Annotated in this window: 20 protein-coding genes and 1 pseudogene; 12 read left to right on the plus strand and 9 right to left on the minus strand. The window is 67.6% G+C overall.

The genetic code is table 11. The annotated features are described in order from the left end of the window. The first annotated feature begins 6 nt into the window (after window positions 1-6). Window positions 7-846 (plus strand): acyl-CoA thioesterase domain-containing protein, encoded by an 840-nt coding sequence (locus FHR72_RS22445; protein WP_311736232.1) that lies wholly within the window; start codon window positions 7-9, stop codon window positions 844-846. A 52-nt stretch (window positions 847-898) separates the two neighbouring features. Here the strand turns inward: FHR72_RS22445 and FHR72_RS22450 are convergent, their stop codons facing one another. Beyond that, the gene (locus FHR72_RS22450) at window positions 899-1,183 is read right to left on the minus strand and encodes a hypothetical protein (protein ID WP_221194270.1); all 285 of its coding nucleotides are present in this window, start codon (window positions 1,181-1,183) and stop codon (window positions 899-901) included. A gap of 149 nt (window positions 1,184-1,332) precedes the next feature. Between FHR72_RS22450 and FHR72_RS22455 the strand changes: the two genes are divergently transcribed. Beyond that, on the plus strand, window positions 1,333-2,157 hold the full coding sequence (locus FHR72_RS22455; protein ID WP_183472364.1) for an alpha/beta fold hydrolase: 825 nt from the start codon (window positions 1,333-1,335) through the stop codon (window positions 2,155-2,157). A gap of 72 nt (window positions 2,158-2,229) precedes the next feature. On the opposite strand, the pseudogene FHR72_RS26880 reads toward FHR72_RS22455, so the two are convergent. Then, window positions 2,230-2,574, minus strand: a pseudogene (locus FHR72_RS26880) (IS481 family transposase); the annotation flags it as partial. A 144-nt stretch (window positions 2,575-2,718) separates the two neighbouring features. On the opposite strand from FHR72_RS26880, the gene FHR72_RS22460 reads away from it, so the two are divergent. After that, a complete protein-coding gene (locus tag FHR72_RS22460) occupies window positions 2,719-4,098 on the plus strand; it encodes an HNH endonuclease signature motif containing protein (RefSeq protein ID WP_183472367.1) in 1,380 nt (459 codons plus the stop codon). Between the two features lie 78 nt (window positions 4,099-4,176). Here FHR72_RS22460 and FHR72_RS22465 read toward each other — a convergent pair whose 3' ends face one another. Further along, window positions 4,177-4,569: a nuclear transport factor 2 family protein gene (locus FHR72_RS22465; RefSeq protein WP_183472370.1), complete on the minus strand. Its 393-nt coding sequence runs from the start codon at window positions 4,567-4,569 to the stop codon at window positions 4,177-4,179. A 141-nt stretch (window positions 4,570-4,710) separates the two neighbouring features. Here FHR72_RS22465 and FHR72_RS22470 point away from each other — a divergent pair, with 141 nt between their 5' ends. Continuing rightward, window positions 4,711-5,190, plus strand: a complete 480-nt coding sequence (locus FHR72_RS22470) for a DoxX family protein (RefSeq protein WP_183472374.1) — start codon at window positions 4,711-4,713, stop codon at window positions 5,188-5,190. Window position 5,191: 1 nt separating this feature from the next. Here the strand turns inward: FHR72_RS22470 and FHR72_RS22475 are convergent, their stop codons facing one another. Next, window positions 5,192-5,587: a hypothetical protein gene (locus tag FHR72_RS22475; protein WP_183472377.1), complete on the minus strand. Its 396-nt coding sequence runs from the start codon at window positions 5,585-5,587 to the stop codon at window positions 5,192-5,194. 359 nt (window positions 5,588-5,946) lie between these two features. Here FHR72_RS22475 and FHR72_RS22480 point away from each other — a divergent pair, with 359 nt between their 5' ends. From FHR72_RS22480 to FHR72_RS22490, 3 genes are all read left to right on the plus strand, one after another. Beyond that, window positions 5,947-6,858, plus strand: coding sequence for a manganese catalase (locus FHR72_RS22480; RefSeq protein WP_183472506.1), 912 nt, complete (start codon window positions 5,947-5,949; stop codon window positions 6,856-6,858). A gap of 91 nt (window positions 6,859-6,949) precedes the next feature. Next, window positions 6,950-8,098 (plus strand): zinc-dependent alcohol dehydrogenase, encoded by a 1,149-nt coding sequence (locus tag FHR72_RS22485; protein WP_183472381.1) that lies wholly within the window; start codon window positions 6,950-6,952, stop codon window positions 8,096-8,098. A gap of 19 nt (window positions 8,099-8,117) precedes the next feature. Further along, window positions 8,118-8,696 (plus strand): hypothetical protein, encoded by a 579-nt coding sequence (locus FHR72_RS22490; RefSeq protein ID WP_183472384.1) that lies wholly within the window; start codon window positions 8,118-8,120, stop codon window positions 8,694-8,696. 1 nt (window position 8,697) lies between these two features. On the opposite strand, the gene FHR72_RS26665 is transcribed toward FHR72_RS22490, so the two are convergent. After that, window positions 8,698-8,832: a hypothetical protein gene (locus tag FHR72_RS26665; RefSeq protein WP_260156178.1), complete on the minus strand. Its 135-nt coding sequence runs from the start codon at window positions 8,830-8,832 to the stop codon at window positions 8,698-8,700. Between the two features lie 173 nt (window positions 8,833-9,005). On the opposite strand from FHR72_RS26665, the gene FHR72_RS22495 reads away from it, so the two are divergent. Both FHR72_RS22495 and FHR72_RS22500 read left to right on the plus strand, forming a co-directional pair. Continuing rightward, window positions 9,006-9,338 (plus strand): hypothetical protein, encoded by a 333-nt coding sequence (locus tag FHR72_RS22495; RefSeq protein WP_221194271.1) that lies wholly within the window; start codon window positions 9,006-9,008, stop codon window positions 9,336-9,338. Between the two features lie 21 nt (window positions 9,339-9,359). Then, window positions 9,360-9,695 carry a DUF8129 domain-containing protein gene (locus tag FHR72_RS22500; RefSeq protein ID WP_183472389.1) on the plus strand — a complete coding sequence of 112 codons (336 nt, stop codon included), beginning with the start codon at window positions 9,360-9,362 and terminating at the stop codon, window positions 9,693-9,695. A 7-nt stretch (window positions 9,696-9,702) separates the two neighbouring features. Here the strand turns inward: FHR72_RS22500 and FHR72_RS22505 are convergent, their stop codons facing one another. Further along, window positions 9,703-11,325 (minus strand): phytoene desaturase family protein, encoded by a 1,623-nt coding sequence (locus tag FHR72_RS22505; protein WP_183472391.1) that lies wholly within the window; start codon window positions 11,323-11,325, stop codon window positions 9,703-9,705. Further along, window positions 11,315-11,794, minus strand: a complete 480-nt coding sequence (locus FHR72_RS22510; protein ID WP_183472393.1) for an SRPBCC family protein — start codon at window positions 11,792-11,794, stop codon at window positions 11,315-11,317. Before FHR72_RS22510 ends, FHR72_RS22505 begins: the two co-directional genes overlap by 11 nt. A gap of 109 nt (window positions 11,795-11,903) precedes the next feature. Here FHR72_RS22510 and FHR72_RS22515 point away from each other — a divergent pair, with 109 nt between their 5' ends. Further along, window positions 11,904-12,746 carry a peptidoglycan recognition protein family protein gene (locus FHR72_RS22515; RefSeq protein ID WP_183472395.1) on the plus strand — a complete coding sequence of 281 codons (843 nt, stop codon included), beginning with the start codon at window positions 11,904-11,906 and terminating at the stop codon, window positions 12,744-12,746. On the opposite strand, the gene FHR72_RS22520 is transcribed toward FHR72_RS22515, so the two are convergent. After that, a complete protein-coding gene (locus tag FHR72_RS22520; RefSeq protein WP_183472397.1) occupies window positions 12,733-14,976 on the minus strand; it encodes a molybdopterin-dependent oxidoreductase in 2,244 nt (747 codons plus the stop codon). The two genes, FHR72_RS22515 and FHR72_RS22520, sit on opposite strands and share 14 nt — an antisense overlap. Window positions 14,977-15,067: 91 nt before the next feature. Here FHR72_RS22520 and FHR72_RS22525 point away from each other — a divergent pair, with 91 nt between their 5' ends. Next, window positions 15,068-15,715, plus strand: a complete 648-nt coding sequence (locus FHR72_RS22525; protein WP_183472399.1) for a TetR/AcrR family transcriptional regulator — start codon at window positions 15,068-15,070, stop codon at window positions 15,713-15,715. Here FHR72_RS22525 and FHR72_RS22530 read toward each other — a convergent pair. Next, on the minus strand, window positions 15,712-16,701 hold the full coding sequence (locus tag FHR72_RS22530; RefSeq protein ID WP_183472402.1) for an SDR family NAD(P)-dependent oxidoreductase: 990 nt from the start codon (window positions 16,699-16,701) through the stop codon (window positions 15,712-15,714). The two genes, FHR72_RS22525 and FHR72_RS22530, sit on opposite strands and share 4 nt — an antisense overlap. Before the next feature lie 169 nt (window positions 16,702-16,870). On the opposite strand from FHR72_RS22530, the gene FHR72_RS22535 reads away from it, so the two are divergent. After that, window positions 16,871-18,853, plus strand: a complete 1,983-nt coding sequence (locus FHR72_RS22535) for a DUF7064 domain-containing protein (protein WP_183472405.1) — start codon at window positions 16,871-16,873, stop codon at window positions 18,851-18,853. Window positions 18,854-18,859 lie beyond the last annotated feature (6 nt).

An 18,859-nucleotide genomic window follows, 5' to 3' on the forward strand; every position in this document is an offset into this window, starting at 1 on the left:
GGATGTGTGCAGCAGCAACCGAGCGACGCCGGCGAGATCGCGGCGCACTTCACCGAATCCGAGGGCGGGTTCACCCCGACGAAATACGCTCAGAGCCATTGGGGCGAGGACCATCTGAATGGTCCGGCCGTGGTGGGCCTCGCGGCGCGGGTTCTCGAACAGCAGACCGGATCGGCGGAGTTCCTTCCCGCCCGTCTGACGGTCGACCTGTTTCGGGCCGCTCGCAACGTCCGCACCACCGTGGAGGTTCGCGTGGTCCGTGACGGACGCCGGGTGCGCAGCGCCGAATGCGATGTGGTGCAGGATGATCGGCCTGTCGCGAGGGCGACCTTGATCCAGTACCGGCCTTCTGCGCCGCCGCCGGGCGAGCTCTGGCACGCGGATCAGGCGTTTCCGGACGCCCCGGGCCCCGACGGCACGATTCTGCCGTTCGTGGGCAGTGACGACGCAGGCTGGACCCGGTCCCCGGGCGAACACCAGAACGCCTCGCGCAAACGGTTCTACAACGACGGGATCGCTGTCATGCGGGGCGAGGCGAACTCGCCGTTCGTGCGAGCGGCGATGGTCGCCGAGGCGACAAGCCTGGTGACCAACCTCGGGACGGCCGGTGTCGGTTACATCAACGGTGACCTGACCGTGGCGCTGTCGCGGCTGCCGGTCGACGAATGGATCGGAATCCAGGCCGACACCCATCACGCCGCCGCGGGCCTGGCCGTCGGCACGGCCACGCTCTTCGACAGCGCCGGCCCATTCGGCGCCGGGCTCACGACGGCCATCGCCAACCCCGCCGCGCAGATCGACTTCTCCACACGCCGGTTCGGGGTCGGCGACATCGACTACGAATAGGGGTCAGCCGGCCGCGGGCGGCTCCGCTGCACAGCGACGTCCAGCGACGTCCCTAAATGCACCCGCTGACCGAGACTCGCCGTCCGATGTTCGCGCACACGCTCACATTCGGCGGTGGTGGGGGCGGTGGCGGCGGTGCCGCGCTGTAATCCTCGGGCAACGGCGCGTACGCCGCGGGCGGCGGAACCCAGGGTGCGATGGCGTCGGCGACGTTGCCGCACGCGTTGACCGACACATGCCGTCCGCCTACCGAACCGCAGACATCCGCCGACGCGGCCTGTGGTTGGGACAGCGCGGCCAGACCGAGTGTCACGAGAGAAAACCCGATCGACGCCATGGCCCGCGTGGTCCGCACGAAGGGGATCGTACCGCTGGGGACGCGGACGCGAAGCAAATCGCCGGCCCCGTGACAGCACGCCGTTCCCCCTCGTCAACGGCCTGTTCGGTCCCGCTCGCGCAGCACCGTTCGGTAGTAGTGTCGCTGCCATGCCCACGGTCACCACCAGCGACGGCGTCGAGGTCTTCTACAAGGACTGGGGATCGGGCCAGCCGATCGTGTTCAGTCACGGCTGGCCGCTGTCGGCCGACGACTGGGATGCGCAGATGATGTTCTTTCTCGCCCAGGGGTACCGCGTCGTCGCCCACGACCGCCGAGGGCACGGTCGCTCCAGTCAGGTGGCCGACGGCCACGACATGGACCACTACGCCGACGATCTGGCCGCTGTCGTCGAGCACCTCGACCTCCGCGACGCCATTCACGTCGGCCATTCCACGGGAGGCGGCGAGGTCGTGCGTTACCTTGCGCGCCACGGCGAGAGCCGTGCGGTCAAGGCGGCGATCATCGCGGCGGTCCCGCCGCTCATGGTGCAGACCGAGACGAATCCCGGTGGGCTGCCCAAAGCGGCGTTCGACGATTTCCAGCATCAGGTCGCCACGAATCGCGCCGGCTTCTACCGGGATGTTCCGGAGGGCCCGTTCTACGGCTTCAACCGCGACGGCGTCGAGCCCGTCGAGGGAATCATCGCCAACTGGTGGCGTCAGGGCATGCAGGGCGGCGCGAAAGCACACTACGACGGCATCGTCGCGTTCTCGCAGACCGATTTCACCGACGATCTGACGAAGATCCGGCTTCCGGTGCTGGTGATGCACGGCGACGACGATCAGATCGTGCCGTATGCCGATGCCGGGCCCCTGTCGGCCGAACTCCTGTCCAACGGAATCCTCAAGACCTACAACGGATTTCCGCATGGCATGCCCACCACGCACGCCGACGTGATCAACGCCGACCTCTTGGAGTTCTTCCGCTCCTGACGTCTCGTGCCGGGCGCGGGCCGGGTGATGTCTCGGCATATCGGTGATAGTTCTGCATCAGGACTTCGGTGATGCCGAGCGGAGCCTTTTCGGTGATTGGCGACGAGCCACACTGGCTTTCGCGGAAAATGCGGGCCAGCGCCGCCGTAGAGGGATGTGCTGCAGACCCATCGCGGGTACCGCTACGGCCTGAGTCTTGACCTCGTTGCTCGATTTCACGCTCGACATCGGTCGCGAGTCCTGGGCTCGAGCACCGCCGCCAGCCCCTCGGTTTGCGCTCGCCTGGGCAGCACGTAGAACGACTTTCGGGAGATGCCCTGTTCGAGGCAAACGTCGAGACGGCCCGCGGGGCGCGTCATCGGGCCACTGAGAAATCGCCAGACGCACGACAGGCTCAATGGGTTGATTGACTGCCACGACCGCAGCCTCGGGCCAGAAGTGTTACCAGCAAGGACAACCGAACAGTCGCCGACGTCCCGCTTCAGAACTGTCAGCGATGTCCTAAGAGAAGACACTTCGATGCTAGCCGACTTGTCGGTGGTTCGAACTAGTGTTCGATGTATGGAGTTGGTGTCGGAGGCGGTCGCTGTGATCGGCGAGCAGCTCGCAGTGTTGGGCAAGGCGTGTGAGGAGTTGTCGCATCGGGAGCTGATCGGGCTGCTGGCCGAGGTGACGACGGTGCTGCGCAGCGTGCCGGCGCTGGAACATCAGATCCTGGCGCGGCTGCAGGCCGAGACCGAACCGCATCGCCTCGGCGAGTCGTCGTGGAAACGGGTGTTGACCACCGCGCTGCGCTGCAGCGACCGTGATGCCCGGCGCCGTGTGGACCGGGCCGAGACGTTGGGCCCACGCCAGGCGATCAGCGGGGAACCGTTGGCGCCGGTGTGGGAGGCCACCGCGGCCGCCCAGGCTGCCGGGGTGTTGGGTGAGGAGCATGTGGCGGTGATCGCGGCGTTTCATGCGGCCTTGCCGTCGTGGGTTGATGTCGATACCCGGGCTCAGGCTGATCGCCAGCTGGCCGAACTGGGCGCGGGTTTGGGGCCTGAGGCGTTGCGCGCGGCGGCGCAGCGGTTGGCGGCGATGATCGATCAGGACGGGCCCGAACCCTCGGAGTCAGAGCGGGTGGGCAAGCGCGGCCTCACCGTCGGCCCCCAACAACGCGATGGCTACTCCCGGCTGTCGGGGTGGCTCACCCCCGAAGCGCGAGCGATGTGGGACGCGATCGCCGCCAAAGCGGCCGCCCCCGGCACCTACCGCCCCGACGCTGACGCCTCTGGCCCTGAACCTGGCCATGAGCCTGATGCCCGGACCGCGGGCCAGCGCTACCACGATGCGTTCCAGATGCTGTGTCAGTCGGCCCTGGAATCGGGGATGCTGGGCTCCCATAACGGCCTCCCGGTGACGGTGATCGTGTCCACCACACTGCAAGAGCTGCAGAACGGTGCTGGGGTCGCGGTGACCGGCGGCGGCTCCCTGTTGCCGGTGCCGGATCTGATCCGGATGGCCGCGCGGGCTCATCACTACCTGTACGTCTACGACGGACACACCGGACAGTCGCTGTACCTGGGTCGGGCCAAACGCCTCGCCAGCTCCGCGCAGCGTCTCGTGCTGCATGCTCGCGATCGGGGCTGCACCCGCCCGGGCTGCACCGCACCGGGCTACTGGAGCCAGGCCCACCACGCCGTCACCGACTGGACCGCCGGCGGGGAAACCAACATCGACGACCTCGCCTTCGCCTGCCCGGCCGATCACCGCCTCCTCGACACCACCGGCTGGACCACCGCCAAAAACACCGCAAATCAGACCGAATGGATCCCCCCACCCGACCTCGACTGGGGGTACCGCCCGCTTGCGGGGGACGGCCAACGCCGCACCAACAGCTACCACCACCCCGAGAGATACCTCCTCGAGAGAGACGACGAACCGCCCGAGGAGCCATAGCGCTCGGACGCTGCATTGTTGTGTGCCCCAGTGGTTCTCACCGCGAAGTTACGTATGTGTCCGGTGAGAGCATCGGGGTCAGTCGCTGCTTTCCAGCGCTTCCCGCTGGATGCGATCGAACTGGGCGCCCATCGCTTCGGCCAGTGCGGTGGCCCCGGAGAGCGGGCGGACCATCACCATCAGGTCGTCGATCAGGCCGTCGTCGTTGACATGGATGAAATCGCAGCCGGTGATCCGCTTGCCCGCCACGGTGGCTTCGAAGACCAACGCATGGTCGTCGCCGTCCGTGATCTCGCGTAGATAGCGGAAATCCTCGAACACCCGCATCACTGCGCGCAGGATCGCCGCGGTGATGGGTTTTCCGGGGTAGGGCTTGAACGCCACCGGGCTGGTGAACACGACATCGTCGGCCAGAAGTGCCTCGATCGCCGAGCTGTCTCGTGCCTCGACGGCTTGCCGGAATGACTGCATCTCCCACCTCATCTGATCGACAATTCACTGTCCTGGTCACGACGGTATCGTCCTCGCCCCGACCCGGACCACCGACGGGAGTTGTACCGACCGCTGCTACGTAGCCCGCCATGCAACGCGGGCATGTTTTAGCGTGTGGCCATGGCACGTGTGGCAGGGGCTCTCAAGCTCGATCCAGCGTTGGGATTGTTCATCTTCCGTGTGGTGGTGGGTTTTCTGTTCACCCTGCACGGCACGGTCAAGATCTTCGGGTGGCCGAACGGCGGGGGAAAGGCTGCCGAGTTCGCAGCGTGGCCGTCCTGGTGGGCGGGTCTCATCGAGCTGGTGGCGGGCTTGCTCGTGATGTCCGGATTGTTCACGCGCGCAGCGGCTTTCCTCGCCTCCGGCACGATGGCGGTCGCTTACTTCTGGAAACACCAACCCGACGGCCTGTTCCCGATTCAGAACGATGGCGACTCGGCTGCTCTCTACTGCTTCGCTTTTCTGCTGCTCGTCTTCACCGGCGGGGGTGCGTTCGCGCTCGACACACTGCGCGTCAGGCGCGCAGCAGGTGCAGAGCCGTCCGGCCACGTTGATGCCGATGCCGACCGCAGTACGGCACCCGCCGGCGCCAGTTCTTGACTCAAGCAACAACTTTGGCGGGCAGGATGTTCGACCCCAGCTGACGCTCTGCGATTCGGTACGCGGCGTCCCGCGCGAACTCAGCAAAGACGGCGGCCTCTGACAGGCTGAACGGCTTCGCGTCGACGGAGAACGCCAGCAGGTAGCCGAGTCGTCGCTCCTGCGTCTTCAAGACCGCGGTGAGCACCGATCCGACACCGAGAGCGCGCGCCTGCCCCAGCCATTCCGGCCAGGCGCCGAGATGCGGCATCGTCGTGGTGGCGATCGTGGCGCCACTCCTCCACGCGTGAGCACCGGGGTTGTCCGCGAAGCGGTCGTACAGGGCATTGAGCCGCTCACCGACGCCGTCCGAGGATGCCGAGGTGATCCTCCTGCCGTCGGTGGTCAGCAGGTTCACGCCGCACCCTGCGGCGCTGGGCAGGGAAAGCGTGCACCGGCGGACGAGACCGTTCAGGACCTCAGGCAACGTGCATGCCGTCGCCGGCTCTCGGGTCATCGCCGGCTCTCGGGTCATTGTGGTCTCTCGGGTGATGGTCGCCATTGCGCCCCATTTCGCGCGATTGATTGGATGACGCCGCGATACCCGGCCCGACAGGTGTCAAACGCAGGATGCCGGGGTGGGCGTCGACTCGGAAATCCATGTCGTGATCAAGGTTTAACCGCACGAGTGGGGGTATCTCGCTCGAGCCGCCGCTGAGCAGATGCCGCGACACCTATTCCAGCAAGATCCGTATCTAGGCCATGTCTGGGGAGTCCATGTTCCGCCATACCGATTACATGCAATTCGACGTCAAGCCCGAACAGCCCGATCCCGTATATGCCCGCAAACTCCAGGAACTGCTCGGAGGCGCGTTCGGCGAGATGACAGTGACCATGCAGTACCTGATGCAGGGCTGGAACTGTCGTATGAAAGGCAAATACAAAGACCTGATCATGGACGTGGCCACCGAAGAGATGGGTCACGTGGAGATGATCGCGACGATGTGTGCGCGGTTGCTCGAGGGCGCACCGGCCACCGACGCCACCCAGAATGCGCTCGGCGATCCCGTCGTGGCCGCGGTGATGGGCGGTATGGATCCCCAGCAGGCGATCATCTCCGGTGGCGCCCCGACGCTGTCGGACAGCCAGGGATCACCGTGGAACGGCAAATACGTTGTGGCGTCGGGAAATCTGCTCGCCGACTTCTATGCCAATGTCGCGGCCGAGGCGCAGGGCCGCGTGCAGACCGCACGCCTGTGGCACATGACCGACGATCCGGGCGTCAAGGCGATGCTGAAGTTCAACCTGGCCCGCGACACCTACCACCAGAACATGTGGCTCGCCGCGATCGAGGAGCTGCAGGCCGACGGGTTGGAGGGCGTGATCGCCCCGAACGATCTCTTCGACGAAGAGTTCGACGAGCATGCCAGCACCCTGTGGCACCTGTCCGACGGAGCGGATTCCGACAAGGGCCGGTGGGCCAACGGTCCGCTGCCGGACGGCCGCCACACCGGTCGCTTCCTGGCCGACCCACAACCGTTGGGCGACCTGCAGTCCGGGCCGCCGCCGGACCCGAAGCTCTACTGCACCTATGACGGTGCGATGGGCGAGCCCCGCACTCCGGCCTTCGGTACGGAAAAGGGTCTGGTGGGCAAGCTCAAGGACGCGGTGGATCCCGACAAGACGTAACGGACATCCCCCCGAGGGGCGGGGCGCCGTCATTGGTCTGCACGGCGCCTCGCCCCGCCTTGTCCCTCCAGCTCAGAGAAAGACGACTCAGATGAAAGCGATGACCTACCGCGGACCGTATCGGATCCGGGTGGAGGACAAAGACATTCCTCGCATCGAACACCCCAACGATGCGATCGTCCGTGTGCATCGCGCTGCGATCTGCGGTTCGGATCTGCACCTGTACCACGGCATGATGCCCGATACGCGGGTGGGCCACACGTTCGGTCACGAGTTCATCGGCGTCGTGCACGAGGTCGGTCCCTCGGTGCAGAACCTCGTCCCCGGCGACCGGGTCATGGTGCCCTTCAACATCTTCTGCGGCTCCTGCTACTTCTGCGCCCGCGGGCTCTATTCCAACTGCCACAACGTCAACCCGAACGCCACCGCGGTCGGCGGCATCTACGGCTACTCGCACACGTGTGGCGGATATGACGGCGGCCAGGCGGAATTCGTGCGTGTGCCCTTCGCCGACGTCGGACCCGTGACGATCCCGGACTGGCTGGGCGACGACGATGCCCTCATGCTCACCGACGCGCTGCCGACGGGATACTTCGGCGCGCAGCTCGGCGACATCACCGAGGGCGACACGGTCATCGTGTTCGGTGCCGGCCCCGTGGGCCTTTTCGCCGCCAAGTCGTCATGGCTCATGGGCGCGGGGCGGGTGATCGTCGTCGATCACCTGGATTTCCGACTGAAGAAGGCGGCGTCGTTCGCGCATGCGGAGACCTTCAACTTCGTCGAGTACGACGACATCGTCGTCGAGATGAAGAAGGCCACCGGTTATCTGGGCGCGGACGTGGTGATCGATGCGGTGGGTGCCGAGGCCGACGGCAACCTACTCATGCACGTGACCTCCGCCAAGCTCAAATTGCAGGGTGGGTCGCCGATCGCGTTGAACTGGGCGATCGATTCGGTGCGCAAGGGCGGGACCGTGTCGGTGATGGGGGCCTACGGCCCGATGTTCAGCGCCGTCAAGTTCGGCGATGCGATGAACAAGGGTCTGACGATCAACGCCAACCAATGCCCCGTCAAGCGCCAATGGCCCCGTCTGCTCTCCCATATCCAGCAGGGTTACCTCACCCCGAGTGACATTGTGACCCACCATATTCCGCTGGAGGAGATCGCCGAGGGCTACCACATGTTCTCCGCCAAGCTCGACGACTGCATCAAGCCGGTCGTCGTATTCGATACAGACTGACGAAGGGTCGCACACACTCATGCCTACGCCTGCCGACAATCTGCCCGTCTACACAGCAGCCCACCCGCCGACACCCGACAGCGCGCTGCTGCGGGCGAGCATCCCGGGCTGGGGGGCCGACCTCGATCCGCGCGACCGGCCGTCCGTCCCGAAACTCCGCCACGATCTGGAGTCGGGTGCGCACTGGGACTTCCCGGAGCGGCAGTCGGAATCTCAGCCGCGGGAGCGATCGATCGAACACCGTTTCCTGACACCGGTGTTCGGCACCGCGCAGCCCCTGGGGGGTCTGTCGGGGGTCATCCGGCGCGCGGCATACCGGTACAGCGAGGGCAGAGCGGCGCACTGGCTGATCCTGCTGGGCGCCGATCGGGTCGACGTCGTCGAACACCGCGTTTCGGCGCTGTTCTCCCGTTCACCCGACAACCCGATCGCCGAGGCGGGCCTGCGCGCCGAGCTGACGCGTGGTGGGCGTCAGTCACGGATCGGGCGGAAGCGCACCGACGTCAAACACATGTGGATGGACCCCGTCATCACCACGGGGCCCTGGTTGATCCTTGGCGCGATCGTCACCCGTCTCGTGCGACGGCGCAGGGGCTGACTCAGCCGCGCGTCTCGGTGGCGTCGTCGTCGCCCTCGGCCTGATCGGGCTGTTCCTGTCCGGATGTCTTCATCTCGGGGTCGGCATCGGGGTCCTGCCCGCCCGATCCCTGTGAACTGCTCACCGGTCCCGTCATGGGTCACCTCCATCTGTACCGCCGCCATACCCACCCCACCGCCGTCTACGCCCGGGTTTAGCGATTGTCTCGGCGGCTATGAACCCGGTGAACGAGACGGACAGAAGGAGACGACTGTGAGCACCGACGACGCCGGCGCGACCACGGCCAACGACCTGGGTGGAGCCGACGACATGCTCAGCCCGATGGAAGCCACCGATTCCGACGACCTCCGCAACGCCGATGGCGACGATGTGGTGGATCCGCCCGACGACTGGAGCGGCGCCGACAAGTTCGGCATGTCGAGCGAAGAGGAGCGCCAGGGGGAATCGCTCGACCAGCGACTCGCCGAGGAAGTGCCGGATGTGACTCCTGACGACATCGATCCCGACGATGCCGACGGCCCCTCCGCCACCGACGGGCCTGCCCTGGGATCCGACCCCGCCGACGTGGGTCCGGGTGTGCACCAAGGTCAGGTCGACGGCACCCCAGAGGACGGCGAATCGCTGTTCCCGGTGGTCGAGTAGCAACTCAGAGAAGGTGAACCGATGACAGATTCGAACGACCTCGCCCTGCCCGACTACGACCAGATGACCCTGGGCGATCTGCAGCACCGCATCCGCTCGCTCAGCAACGACGAACTGCAGGCGGTGCTCGTGTACGAAGCGGGCCACGCCGCCCGCGTGCCTGTGCTGGAGATCCTGGAGGCCCGGGCGCGCGAACTCGACAGCGGCGCCGAGCCGTCCTCCGGCGATCCCCGACGGGCTCCCGGCATAGAGTCGACCCCCGGTGGGTCCCGGGTGCAGGAGTCCACGGCGGCCGAAGCCAACACGCCGCTGCGGCACGGCGTCGCGGAGCAGACGCCGAACCGTGGACTGCCGTGACCCGGGGTCAGCCCACGAGCAGCCGGGAGGCTGCGCGGTTCAGCCGTCGGCGGGGCCATCCCAGAGGCCCGTCGGCGGCCAGCGCCGCCCGCGCTGCGTTGCGACCGCAGATCCCGTGAACTCCGCCCCCCGGCGGGGCTGCGGCGCTACCGAGAAAGACGTTGTCCAGCGGTGTCTGTGCCCGCCCCTGTCCGGGAAGGGGTCGAAAGATCAACTGCTGGAACAGCTGTGACGTGCCGCCGTTGACGGCACCGGCATGCAGGTTGGCGTCGCTGCGTTCCAGATCCGAGGGGCGCTGAATGACCTTACCGACGATATGATCGGCGAAGCCGGGGGCATGACGAGCCACCACGTCGTCGACCGCCTCCGACACTATGGCGGCCGAGGCGTCGTCGGTGAGGCCGCGGGGTAGATGCGTGTACGCCCAAGCGGATTCGGTGCCCGCCGGTGACCGGGTCGGATCGGCCGTCGTCATCTGACCGAAGAGCAGGAACGGATGTCGGGGCAGCGTGCCGGTGTTCAGGTCCGCCATCCATCGGATGAGCCCCGCGTGGTCAGCGCCGAGGTGCACCGTCCCGGCCTCGTTCAGACTCTTCGAGCGCCAGGGGATCGGCGCGTCGAGTGCGTAGTTGATCTTGAGTACCGGGGTGTCCCAGACGAACCTGTCGAGATCGCGGGACCGGTGGGGTAGCACGTCGGGGGGAAGCAGTTGCTGATACAGCTGTGGGGCGGAGGTATTCGCGATCACGGCGCGTCGGCATCGCACCACGCTGCCGTCCGCGCACCGGACCGCGGTCGCGCGGTGTCCGCTCACGTCGATGCGCTCGACCCGTCGGCCGCAGTCGACGCGTGCGCCAGCGCTGGTCGCGCGGTGGACGAGGGCGCGCGTCAGTTCGCCCGCCCCGCCGACGGGAACGGGGAATCCTCCGTCCTGGGCCAGCATCATCATCAGGTAGCCCATGACCCCGCTGCCCGGCGCGTCGACCGGGACGTCGGCATGCATCGCGTTGCCCAGCAGGAGGAGCTGCGCGGCTTCGCCGTCGAAGAGGTGGCGCGCGAGCTCCCCGGCAGGTAGGAGCAGCAGGTGGGCCAGGCGCAGCGCCTCGGCAGATCCGATGCGGCGCAGCAGATCCGCAGGGCCACGCACGGGCGGGAACGGGGCGAACAGGGTTTCGAGCAGAGGCCTCTTGATCCGCTGGAACAGCGCGCAGGCTTCGACCCAGCGATCGCCGTCGCCGGGCTGGCGCCGTTCGAATTCCGCTGTGGTGCGGTCGATGTCGCGGTAGATGACGGGTGCGTCGTCGTCCTCGGCGGATGAGGCGTGGCCGACGACGGCGGGCGCATGGGTCCACCGCAGCCCGTGGTCCTCCAGGGACAGGGACGCCAGCGCGGGCGAGGCCGCCGAGAGCGGGTAGAACGCGCTGTAGAGGTCGCTGACGAACCCCGGGACCAGTTCGGCGCTGCGCACGGCGCCCCCGGGCTCGTTCTGCGCCTCCAGCACCACGACGTCCCAGCCCGCGTCGGCGAGCAGGGCTGCGGCGACGAGTCCGTTGTGGCCCCCGCCGATCACGACGGCGTCGGCTGTTTCGCTGCCGGCCCCGTTTACGGTGCCGGGGGTGTCAGACGTCATTCGAGGTGCGGCGCTCGGCCATGGCGGCCAGCCGCCAGGTGGTCTCGCGATTGCGGGGGAAGACCGCGGCCAGGGACAGCGAGTGGGGCAGCCACTTCATCGGCGCGGACACCGGCACCTCGGACATCTCGATGACGCACCCGCCGTTGTCGAGATCCTGCAGTCGTAGCGTGATTCGGGCCTTGCCGAAAGGCCGGCCGTTGGCGACCAGCACCAGTTCGCGCTCCGGAACCGAGGATTCGACGACGGTGTTGTCGTTGATCACCGCGGGCCACACACCGATGGAGTGGTGGATGGTGCTCCCGGGCTGCGGCCAGTTCGGGTCGACGGCGCGCATTCTGCTGTTGCCGACGACCCACTGCGAGTAGGTCCAGCCGTCGGCGATCACGTCCCAGACACGCTGCCGTGATGCAGACGTCTCGCGCCGGACGATGGGTGTGTCGTTGATCTCGGGCGGTTCTGTCGTCACCCGACGCGGCTACCCCGCGTGGCGTCCGGCAAACACCAGGACGGGCACGGATCACGGCCGGGGTCGTGCGTGCTTCGATGAGGCGTCCAACTGCAGGAGGTGACACGGTATGGCGCAGCGCTCTGAAGCGGTCTGGCTGGCCGACGTCCTGCGCGCAGAAGGCGTCGAGGTCGTCGAGTTCCCCGGCTGGCGGCAGCGGGGGCACGGCGATTTCAAGGACATCCGCGGCGTGATGGTGCACCACACCGGCTCGGACAACGCGACCGCAGCATCGATCGCCCACGGCCGCCCCGACCTGCCCGGCCCGCTGTCTCAACTGCACATCGCACGGGACGGCACGGTGACCGTCGTCGCGGCGGGCGTCGCGTGGCACGCCGGGGTCGGCATGTATCCGTGGCTGCCCACGAACATGGGCAACTGGCACACCATCGGCATCGAGTGCGCCAACTCCGGGACATCACCGACTGCGCCGCATCGCCGCCATTGGCCCGACGCGCAGTACTTCGCCATGGTCGACAGCTGCGCGGCGATCAGCCGCCGGCTCGGTATACCGGCGAGCCGCACCATAGGTCACAAGGAATACGCGGGACGCGCGCAGGGCAAATGGGACCCCGGTGCGATCGACATGGACCGGCTGCGCCTTGACATCGCGGCGCGAATCGGTGCTGTCCCAAGCGGTCCGACCCCCCGCCCGCCGGTTCCGGTGGGGGAGTACGCCGACGTCCTGCTGTCCCGGGGATCCACCGGCCCACAGGTCGCCGAACTGCAACGGCGCCTCAAGTTCGCCTATGCCGCGTACGCGGGAGAATTGGACATCGACGGTGTGTTCGGCCCGCTGACCGAGGCCGCAGTCCGCGAATTCCAGCGCCGGACACCTGGATTGACCGTTGACGGTATCGTCGGGCCGGCCACCGCGGCGGCGTTGCGACTGCGTCTCGTCACACCGATGTGACCTGAACGGGGATTCCGTTGAGTGCGCCGTTACCCGACGGTTCGTCGAGAAAATCCGGGGGGGACAGGACGTTGGTGTTCACCCCCGGCGCCTCGTTCGCCACGGCGAGGCGGGTGCCCTCCTTGCCGTGGCCCCACCCGTGCGGCATCGACACGACGCCCGGCTTGATGGCCTCGGTGACCTCCACGGGCACCTCGATGCACCCGCCGGACGACCTGACCGCGGCCATGTCCCCGTCGGTGAGACCGCGGCGCCGCGCGTCGTCGCGGTGAATCAGCAGCGTGCACCGATCCCGGCCTTTCATCAACGGTCCGACGTTGTGCAACCAGGAGTTGTTGGAACGCAGGTGGCGACGACTTACCAACACCAACTCTTCGGGTGCGCGGGTGAGCCGGCTCGCGAGCCGCGGCAGATCGTCGAGAAGATAGCGCGGCGCCAGCCGGATCTTGCCGTCGGCGGTCCCGAGGACCTCGGGGACCCGCGACACCATGGGGCCGTAGTTGATCCCGTTCGGCATCGACTTCAGCTTCGTCAGGGTCAACCCGTCGGGGTTGTCTCCGTAGCGGTCGCCGAACGGGCCGGTCCGAAGCGTCAGGTCCAGGGTCCGCTCGGGCCCGCCATGGTCGTAGTGGGCGCGGATCTCGGCTCCGTCGAGGCCCTGGGTGAAGCACATGTAGTCGAAGAATCCATCGTCGATGGCCGCGATATCGACCTCCTCGGCCGGTGTGCCGGTACACAATCCGGTGAGCCGGATCAGGATCTCCCATTCGTCGGGCGCCGCCGGATCCGGCTTGGCGAACACCGGCGGCGAATAGTTCGCGATGCTGTTGATCGCGAAGTTCAGGATCAGATCGTCATGGTGCGGCTGTTCCAGCGGTGAGCATCCCGGCAGGATGACATCGGCGTGCCGCGTGGTCTCGTTGAGCCACAGGTCGACCGAGATCATCGCTTCCAGACCGGGCAGCGCCTCGTCGAGCCGGTGACCGCCGGGCGTGGACAGCACAGGATTGCCGGCGACGGTGATCAGCGCCTTGATCTGGCCCTCGCCCGGGGTGGCGATCTCCTCGGCCAGGCAGGAAACCGGGACCTGGCCGAGCACCTCCTTGGCGCCGCGGACGCGGGTCCGGTAACGGCCGAAATCCGGTGCGCCGTCCTCCAGTCCGGGGATCGGCTGCGCCGTGATCGTCCACGCGGCCGGCGTCGGGAACATCGCACCGCCCGGCACGTCGAAATGACCTGTCAGGATGTTGACCACGTCGACCAGCCAACTCGCCAGGCTGCCGAACTCCTGGTTGCACGTACCTATCCGGCCGTAGACGACGGCGCGGGGAGTTCCTGCCAGTTCCCTGGCCAGTGCCCTGATGCGTTCGGCGCAGATGCCGGTCGCGTCGGCGACGCGCTCCGGTGGCCAGTCGGCGACGACATCGCGCACCGTGTCCAGGCCGTCGAGGTGCGGTGCCAGTGTGCCGACGTCGACGAGGTCTTCAGCGAACAGGGTGTGCGAGATGGCCAGCAGCAGTGCAGCATCCGAGCCGGGGGTGATCGGTAGCCACTCGTCGGCGCGCTCTGCGGTGGCGGTCCGCACCGGATCGATGACGATCACCCGCCCGCGTGCGCGGATGGCCCCGAGGAGACCCATGATGTTCGGCGCGGCCAGGAGCGATCCCTGCGACGCTGCCGGGTTGGCACCCATCACGACGAGCAGATCGGTGCGTTCGATGTCGGGCACCGGGAACGTCCACCAGCCGCCGTACATCAGATGGGATGAGAGGTTCTTCGGCCACTGGTCGACGGTGCCGGGCGAATAGGTGATCGGCATACCGGACAGACCGAGGAGGATTCCGGCGTATCGGGCCAGCGAAAACGAGTGTGCGAGCGGGTTTCCGGTGTACGCGGTCACCGCGCCGATACCGTATGTGTCGATGACGGGGGCGAGCAGCTCGGTGCACCGGCGAAACGCGGTGTCCCAGTCCACCTCATACCATTGCCCGTCGACCTTGATCATCGGCCGGCGGATGCGATCGGGGTCCTCGTGCAGTGAGCCCAGAGAGGCGCCCTTCGGGCAGATGTGACCGCGGCTCCACGTGTCGTCCCTGTTCGGGCGGATGCCGGCGACGTGACCGTCTCGGACCTGAATCTCCAGACCGCACATGGCTTCACACAGGGGGCAGGTGTAGAGATGGAGCCCGTCTTCCCCGACCGCTGCCAGCTGCCTGGTGTCTTCTGTCATCGAGCCCACCCCGTCCGCCGCAGTAGTTACCGGCTGTAACGACAATTGGTATGCCACACTGTAACGACCTCCGGGGCAGAAGGGAACGGCAATGGAGCACAGATCCCGCACATCGCCGCTCCGCGACACCGATTCGCCGTCGCTTCGGAATGCCGGGCGCCGGCACCACGGTTCCCGCCGCGACCCTGCGATCAACGACGCAGTCCTCGAAGCCACGCGCACGCTCCTGGTGACCCGTGGTTACTCGGCGACGTCCATCGATCTGATCGCGGCGACGGCCAAAGTCAGTCGCCCGGCGATCTACCGGCGGTGGCGGTCCAAGGCCCACCTCATCCATGAGGCGGCGTTCCCGGATCTGGGTCCGGCCCCGTGCGAAGACGACATCGCCGCCGAGGTCGCCAGGCTGTGCCGGGGAGCGCTCATGATGTACGCCGATCCCGTTGTCCGCGAAGCAGTTCCGGGTCTACTCCACGATCTGCGTCTCGAACCTGCGATGCGCAGGCTGATCAACGACCGTCTGGAGGCCGCCGCGCGGCGCCAGCTCGCCGAGCAATTGGCTCACGGAGTCGACTCCGGTGAGGTCCGTCCCTCCGTCGACGCGGATTCGGTGATGGACGTGGTCGCCGGCGCCGCGTGGTACGCGGTGTGCGTGCGGAAGGTGACGGACATCGAGTCCGCCGCAGAGCGCATGGCCGATCTGGTCCTGCGTGGCGTGCTCGCCACGCCGGAGAATGACTAGAGCCTGCCGACGTCCCGCAGGCCTTCGAGGGTGTCGGTGATGGTCTCGGCGGGATCGCGCTGGATCAGCCCGAAGTCGCGCTCGCTCGGCCCGTCGTCGGACGCGGGCATCTGCGTGTAGTACTGCATCGCAGCCGAATTGATCGGCGTCTCGAACGGCAGGTACGGGCCCACCACGTCGAACAGACGTCCCGCACTGCGCAGGGCCACATCGGGGACCGGGATCACCGCCAGTGACCTGCCGGCCGCGGTGCCGATCATCGATGCCAGGTCGGACACCGGAACCCGCCGGCCGCCGGCCATGTACCGGCGCGGGCCGCGGCCCGGCTCGAGCAGGGCGACATGCAGCGCGGCCAGATCGCGGACGTCGATGACGATCCACGCGGCGCTGCGCCCGGGAACCGCGAACATCTTCACCGATGCCTCGACGCCTTCGGCCGCCTCGCCGAACTGGTCGCCGGCCGGTGGGCCCAGCACCATTCCGGGGTAGGTGATGTTGACCGGGGCGCCAGCGTCCTGCAACCCGCGGGCGTAGGCCTCGACGGCAGCCTTCGATCGGCCGTACCCGTCGCTGCCGCCCACCACGGGAAGGTCGGCGTGCAGCACGTCGAGGTCCGGCCGGAACAACGCCGTGAAGCTGGACACGTGGACGATCGGGTCGATGCCTGCTTTGACGGCGCCCCCCAGGATGTTGCGGGCCCCTTCGAGGTTGGTGTGCAGCATCTCGTCGGCGCGACTGGGGTCGGTCGACACCATTGCCGCACAATGGATCACGGCGTCGCAGCCGTCGAGGGCAGCCGCTGTGGCCTCGCCGTCGGCGATGTCGCCGACCACATGGTCGGTGATGTCGGCGTCGATCTGCGCGGCGCTGGTATTCAAGCGGTCGGGATTGCGGACGAGAAAGCGAACGTGGTGTCCGGCGTCCTGGACCGCCTTGGCCGTCCACGCCCCGACGAACCCTGTGCCACCTGTGATCAGTACTTTCATCTGCCCCTCCGTCGACGCCGAGTCGCAGGCTACCCGCAGTCGGCGCCGGGTACACACAGCGCGAATCGCGGTTAGTTGACGGCCGTCAAGAAATTTCCTCGATGTGCGCGTCGGCGGCACTGCGGTGCTATACGTTGGCCGGGTGTGCCCGTCGACGCGTCCACAGCTGATGGAGAAGCCCGCTGATCTGACTGCCGAGTGGCTGACGTCGGCGATCGGAGAGGGGACCGTCGGGGACTTCACGGTCGACCGGATCGGCACCGGACAGATGAGTGAGTGCTACCGCGTCACGCTGAACTACCTCGACGGCGCAGGACCGCCCTCGGTGGTACTGAAGGTCGCGGCGGCCGACCCGAGCAGTCGGCAGACCGGGTTGGCGATGGGCCTCTACCAACGGGAGGTCGGCTTCTACACCGACATCGCGCCGGGTCTCGGCGGACCGGTCGCACCCTGCCACCACGCCGCGTACGACCCGGAGAGCGGCGCGTTCGACCTGCTGCTCGGGGATGCTGCCCCCGCGACCGTCGGCGACGAGATCCGCGGCGCCACAGTGGAACAGGCGCGGCTGGCACTGACTCAGCTCGGCCTCGTGCACGGGCCGCTGCTCGGCGACCCGGCGATGGAGGGTGTGGACTGGATCAACCGGGAGTCGCCGGTCAACCAGGGGTTGATCACCGCGCTGTACGCCGGCTACATCGACCGCTATCAGGACCGCATCGCACCACAGCACCGTCATGTCTGCGAGCGACTGGTCGAGTCGTTCGACGCGTACCTCGCCGCCGAGGCGGACAGCGGCGGAGTCCGTGGGCTGATCCACGGCGATTTCCGCCTCGACAACATGCTGTTCGGCCAGGACGGCGCGGACCGCCCACTCACGGTGGTGGACTGGCAGACCGTCACCTGGGGCCCGGCCTTCACCGATGTCGCGTACTTCCTAGGTGGGTCGCTCCCCACCGAGCAGCGTCAAACGCACTACGCAGAACTGCTCGGGGCCTATCACGAAGCGCTCGGGCCCGAGTCGGGTGTCACCGTCGAGGACGTGCGCGAAGGCGTTCGTCATCAGAGCTTTTTCGGTGTGCTCATGGCGATCGTGTCCCCGATGCTCGTCGAGCGCACCGACCGCGGCGACGAGATGTTCATGGCCATGATCGCCCGGCACTGCCAGCACGTTCTCGACACCGATGCGCTTTCCATCCTCCCGGCGCCGACGACACCGGAGCCCCTGCAGCCCGGCGACGAGGACGAGGGCCGGCATGCAGCGACCGACGAGCCGCTGTGGAGTGAGAGCTGGTACTTCGACTTCGCCGACGCCGGGCAGGGCGTCGGCGGCTGGATCCGGCTGGGGCTCATCCCGAATCAGGGTCACGCCTGGATCAATGTGCTGCTGTGCGGCCCCGGTATGCCGACCCTGGCTGCGGTCGACGTCGCCGCGCCGCTCCCGGATGACCACACCCGCGCACAGGGGGACGGGATCCAGCTGGTGCAGGAGGCGACCGCTGCACTGAAGACCTACCGGGTCGCTGTGCAGGCGCACGCCCAGGAGTACGACGATCCCGGTGCGCTGCTGCGTGGGGAGAAGGGGCGGCCCGCCGACCTCGTCATGGACCTCACGTGGACCACCGCCGGGCAGCCTTACCAGTACCGGGTGTCGCCCCGGTACGAAATCCCCTGCACGGTCACGGGATCCGTCACTGCCCAGGGCCGCACCTGGGAACTGCAGGACGTGCCCGGTCAGCGGGACCACTCCTGGGCGGCGCGAGACTGGTGGAGCATGGACTGGGTGTGGAGTGCCCTGCACCTCGACGACGGCACCCACGTCCACGGAGTCGAGATCCTCATCCCCGGCGCGCCGCCGCTCTCGGCCGGCTACGTCCAACGCGACGGGGAAGCGCTGGTGGAACTGTCCACCGTGCGGGCGCGAACACTGTTCGGCGACAACGGATTGCCGGTCTCCGCCGAACTCGACTACCTCCCGGCGGGTGTCACGGCGGCCATCGACGTGCAGGGCCACGCCCCGGTCGGACTCACGTCAGCGGACGGGCGGGTGAGCCAGTTCCCGCGGGCCTGGGGAAGTGTCACCACCGCCGACGGGCGCACCGGGATCGGTTGGATCGAATGGAATCGGAACCAGCCCGACCGCGACCCGGGCTGACCGGTT

The sequence above is a fragment of the Mycolicibacterium iranicum genome, assembly GCF_014190915.1.
Lineage (GTDB): Bacteria > Actinomycetota > Actinomycetes > Mycobacteriales > Mycobacteriaceae > Mycobacterium > Mycobacterium iranicum_B.

Bases quoted from the DNA above. Each gene is read 5' to 3' on its own strand.
- FHR72_RS22485 (WP_183472381.1), top strand. From the start codon at position 6,950: ATGAAAGCGATGACCTACCGCGGACCGTATCGGATCCGGGTGGAGGAC.
- FHR72_RS22500 (WP_183472389.1), top strand. From the start codon at position 9,360: ATGACAGATTCGAACGACCTCGCCCTGCCCGACTACGACCAGATGACC.
- FHR72_RS22525 (WP_183472399.1), top strand. From the start codon at position 15,068: ATGGAGCACAGATCCCGCACATCGCCGCTCCGCGACACCGATTCGCCG.
- FHR72_RS26665 (WP_260156178.1), bottom strand. From the start codon at position 8,832: ATGACGGGACCGGTGAGCAGTTCACAGGGATCGGGCGGGCAGGACCCC.
- FHR72_RS22470 (WP_183472374.1), top strand. From the start codon at position 4,711: ATGGCACGTGTGGCAGGGGCTCTCAAGCTCGATCCAGCGTTGGGATTG.
- FHR72_RS22490 (WP_183472384.1), top strand. From the start codon at position 8,118: ATGCCTACGCCTGCCGACAATCTGCCCGTCTACACAGCAGCCCACCCG.
- FHR72_RS22520 (WP_183472397.1), bottom strand. From the start codon at position 14,976: ATGACAGAAGACACCAGGCAGCTGGCAGCGGTCGGGGAAGACGGGCTC.
- FHR72_RS22530 (WP_183472402.1), bottom strand. From the start codon at position 16,701: ATGAAAGTACTGATCACAGGTGGCACAGGGTTCGTCGGGGCGTGGACG.
- FHR72_RS22480 (WP_183472506.1), top strand. From the start codon at position 5,947: ATGTTCCGCCATACCGATTACATGCAATTCGACGTCAAGCCCGAACAG.
- FHR72_RS22455 (WP_183472364.1), top strand. From the start codon at position 1,333: ATGCCCACGGTCACCACCAGCGACGGCGTCGAGGTCTTCTACAAGGAC.
- FHR72_RS22450 (WP_221194270.1), bottom strand. From the start codon at position 1,183: ATGGCGTCGATCGGGTTTTCTCTCGTGACACTCGGTCTGGCCGCGCTG.
- FHR72_RS22505 (WP_183472391.1), bottom strand. From the start codon at position 11,325: ATGACGTCTGACACCCCCGGCACCGTAAACGGGGCCGGCAGCGAAACA.
- FHR72_RS22495 (WP_221194271.1), top strand. From the start codon at position 9,006: ATGCTCAGCCCGATGGAAGCCACCGATTCCGACGACCTCCGCAACGCC.
- FHR72_RS22515 (WP_183472395.1), top strand. From the start codon at position 11,904: ATGGCGCAGCGCTCTGAAGCGGTCTGGCTGGCCGACGTCCTGCGCGCA.
- FHR72_RS22465 (WP_183472370.1), bottom strand. From the start codon at position 4,569: ATGCAGTCATTCCGGCAAGCCGTCGAGGCACGAGACAGCTCGGCGATC.
- FHR72_RS22460 (WP_183472367.1), top strand. From the start codon at position 2,719: ATGGAGTTGGTGTCGGAGGCGGTCGCTGTGATCGGCGAGCAGCTCGCA.
- FHR72_RS22535 (WP_183472405.1), top strand. From the start codon at position 16,871: ATGGAGAAGCCCGCTGATCTGACTGCCGAGTGGCTGACGTCGGCGATC.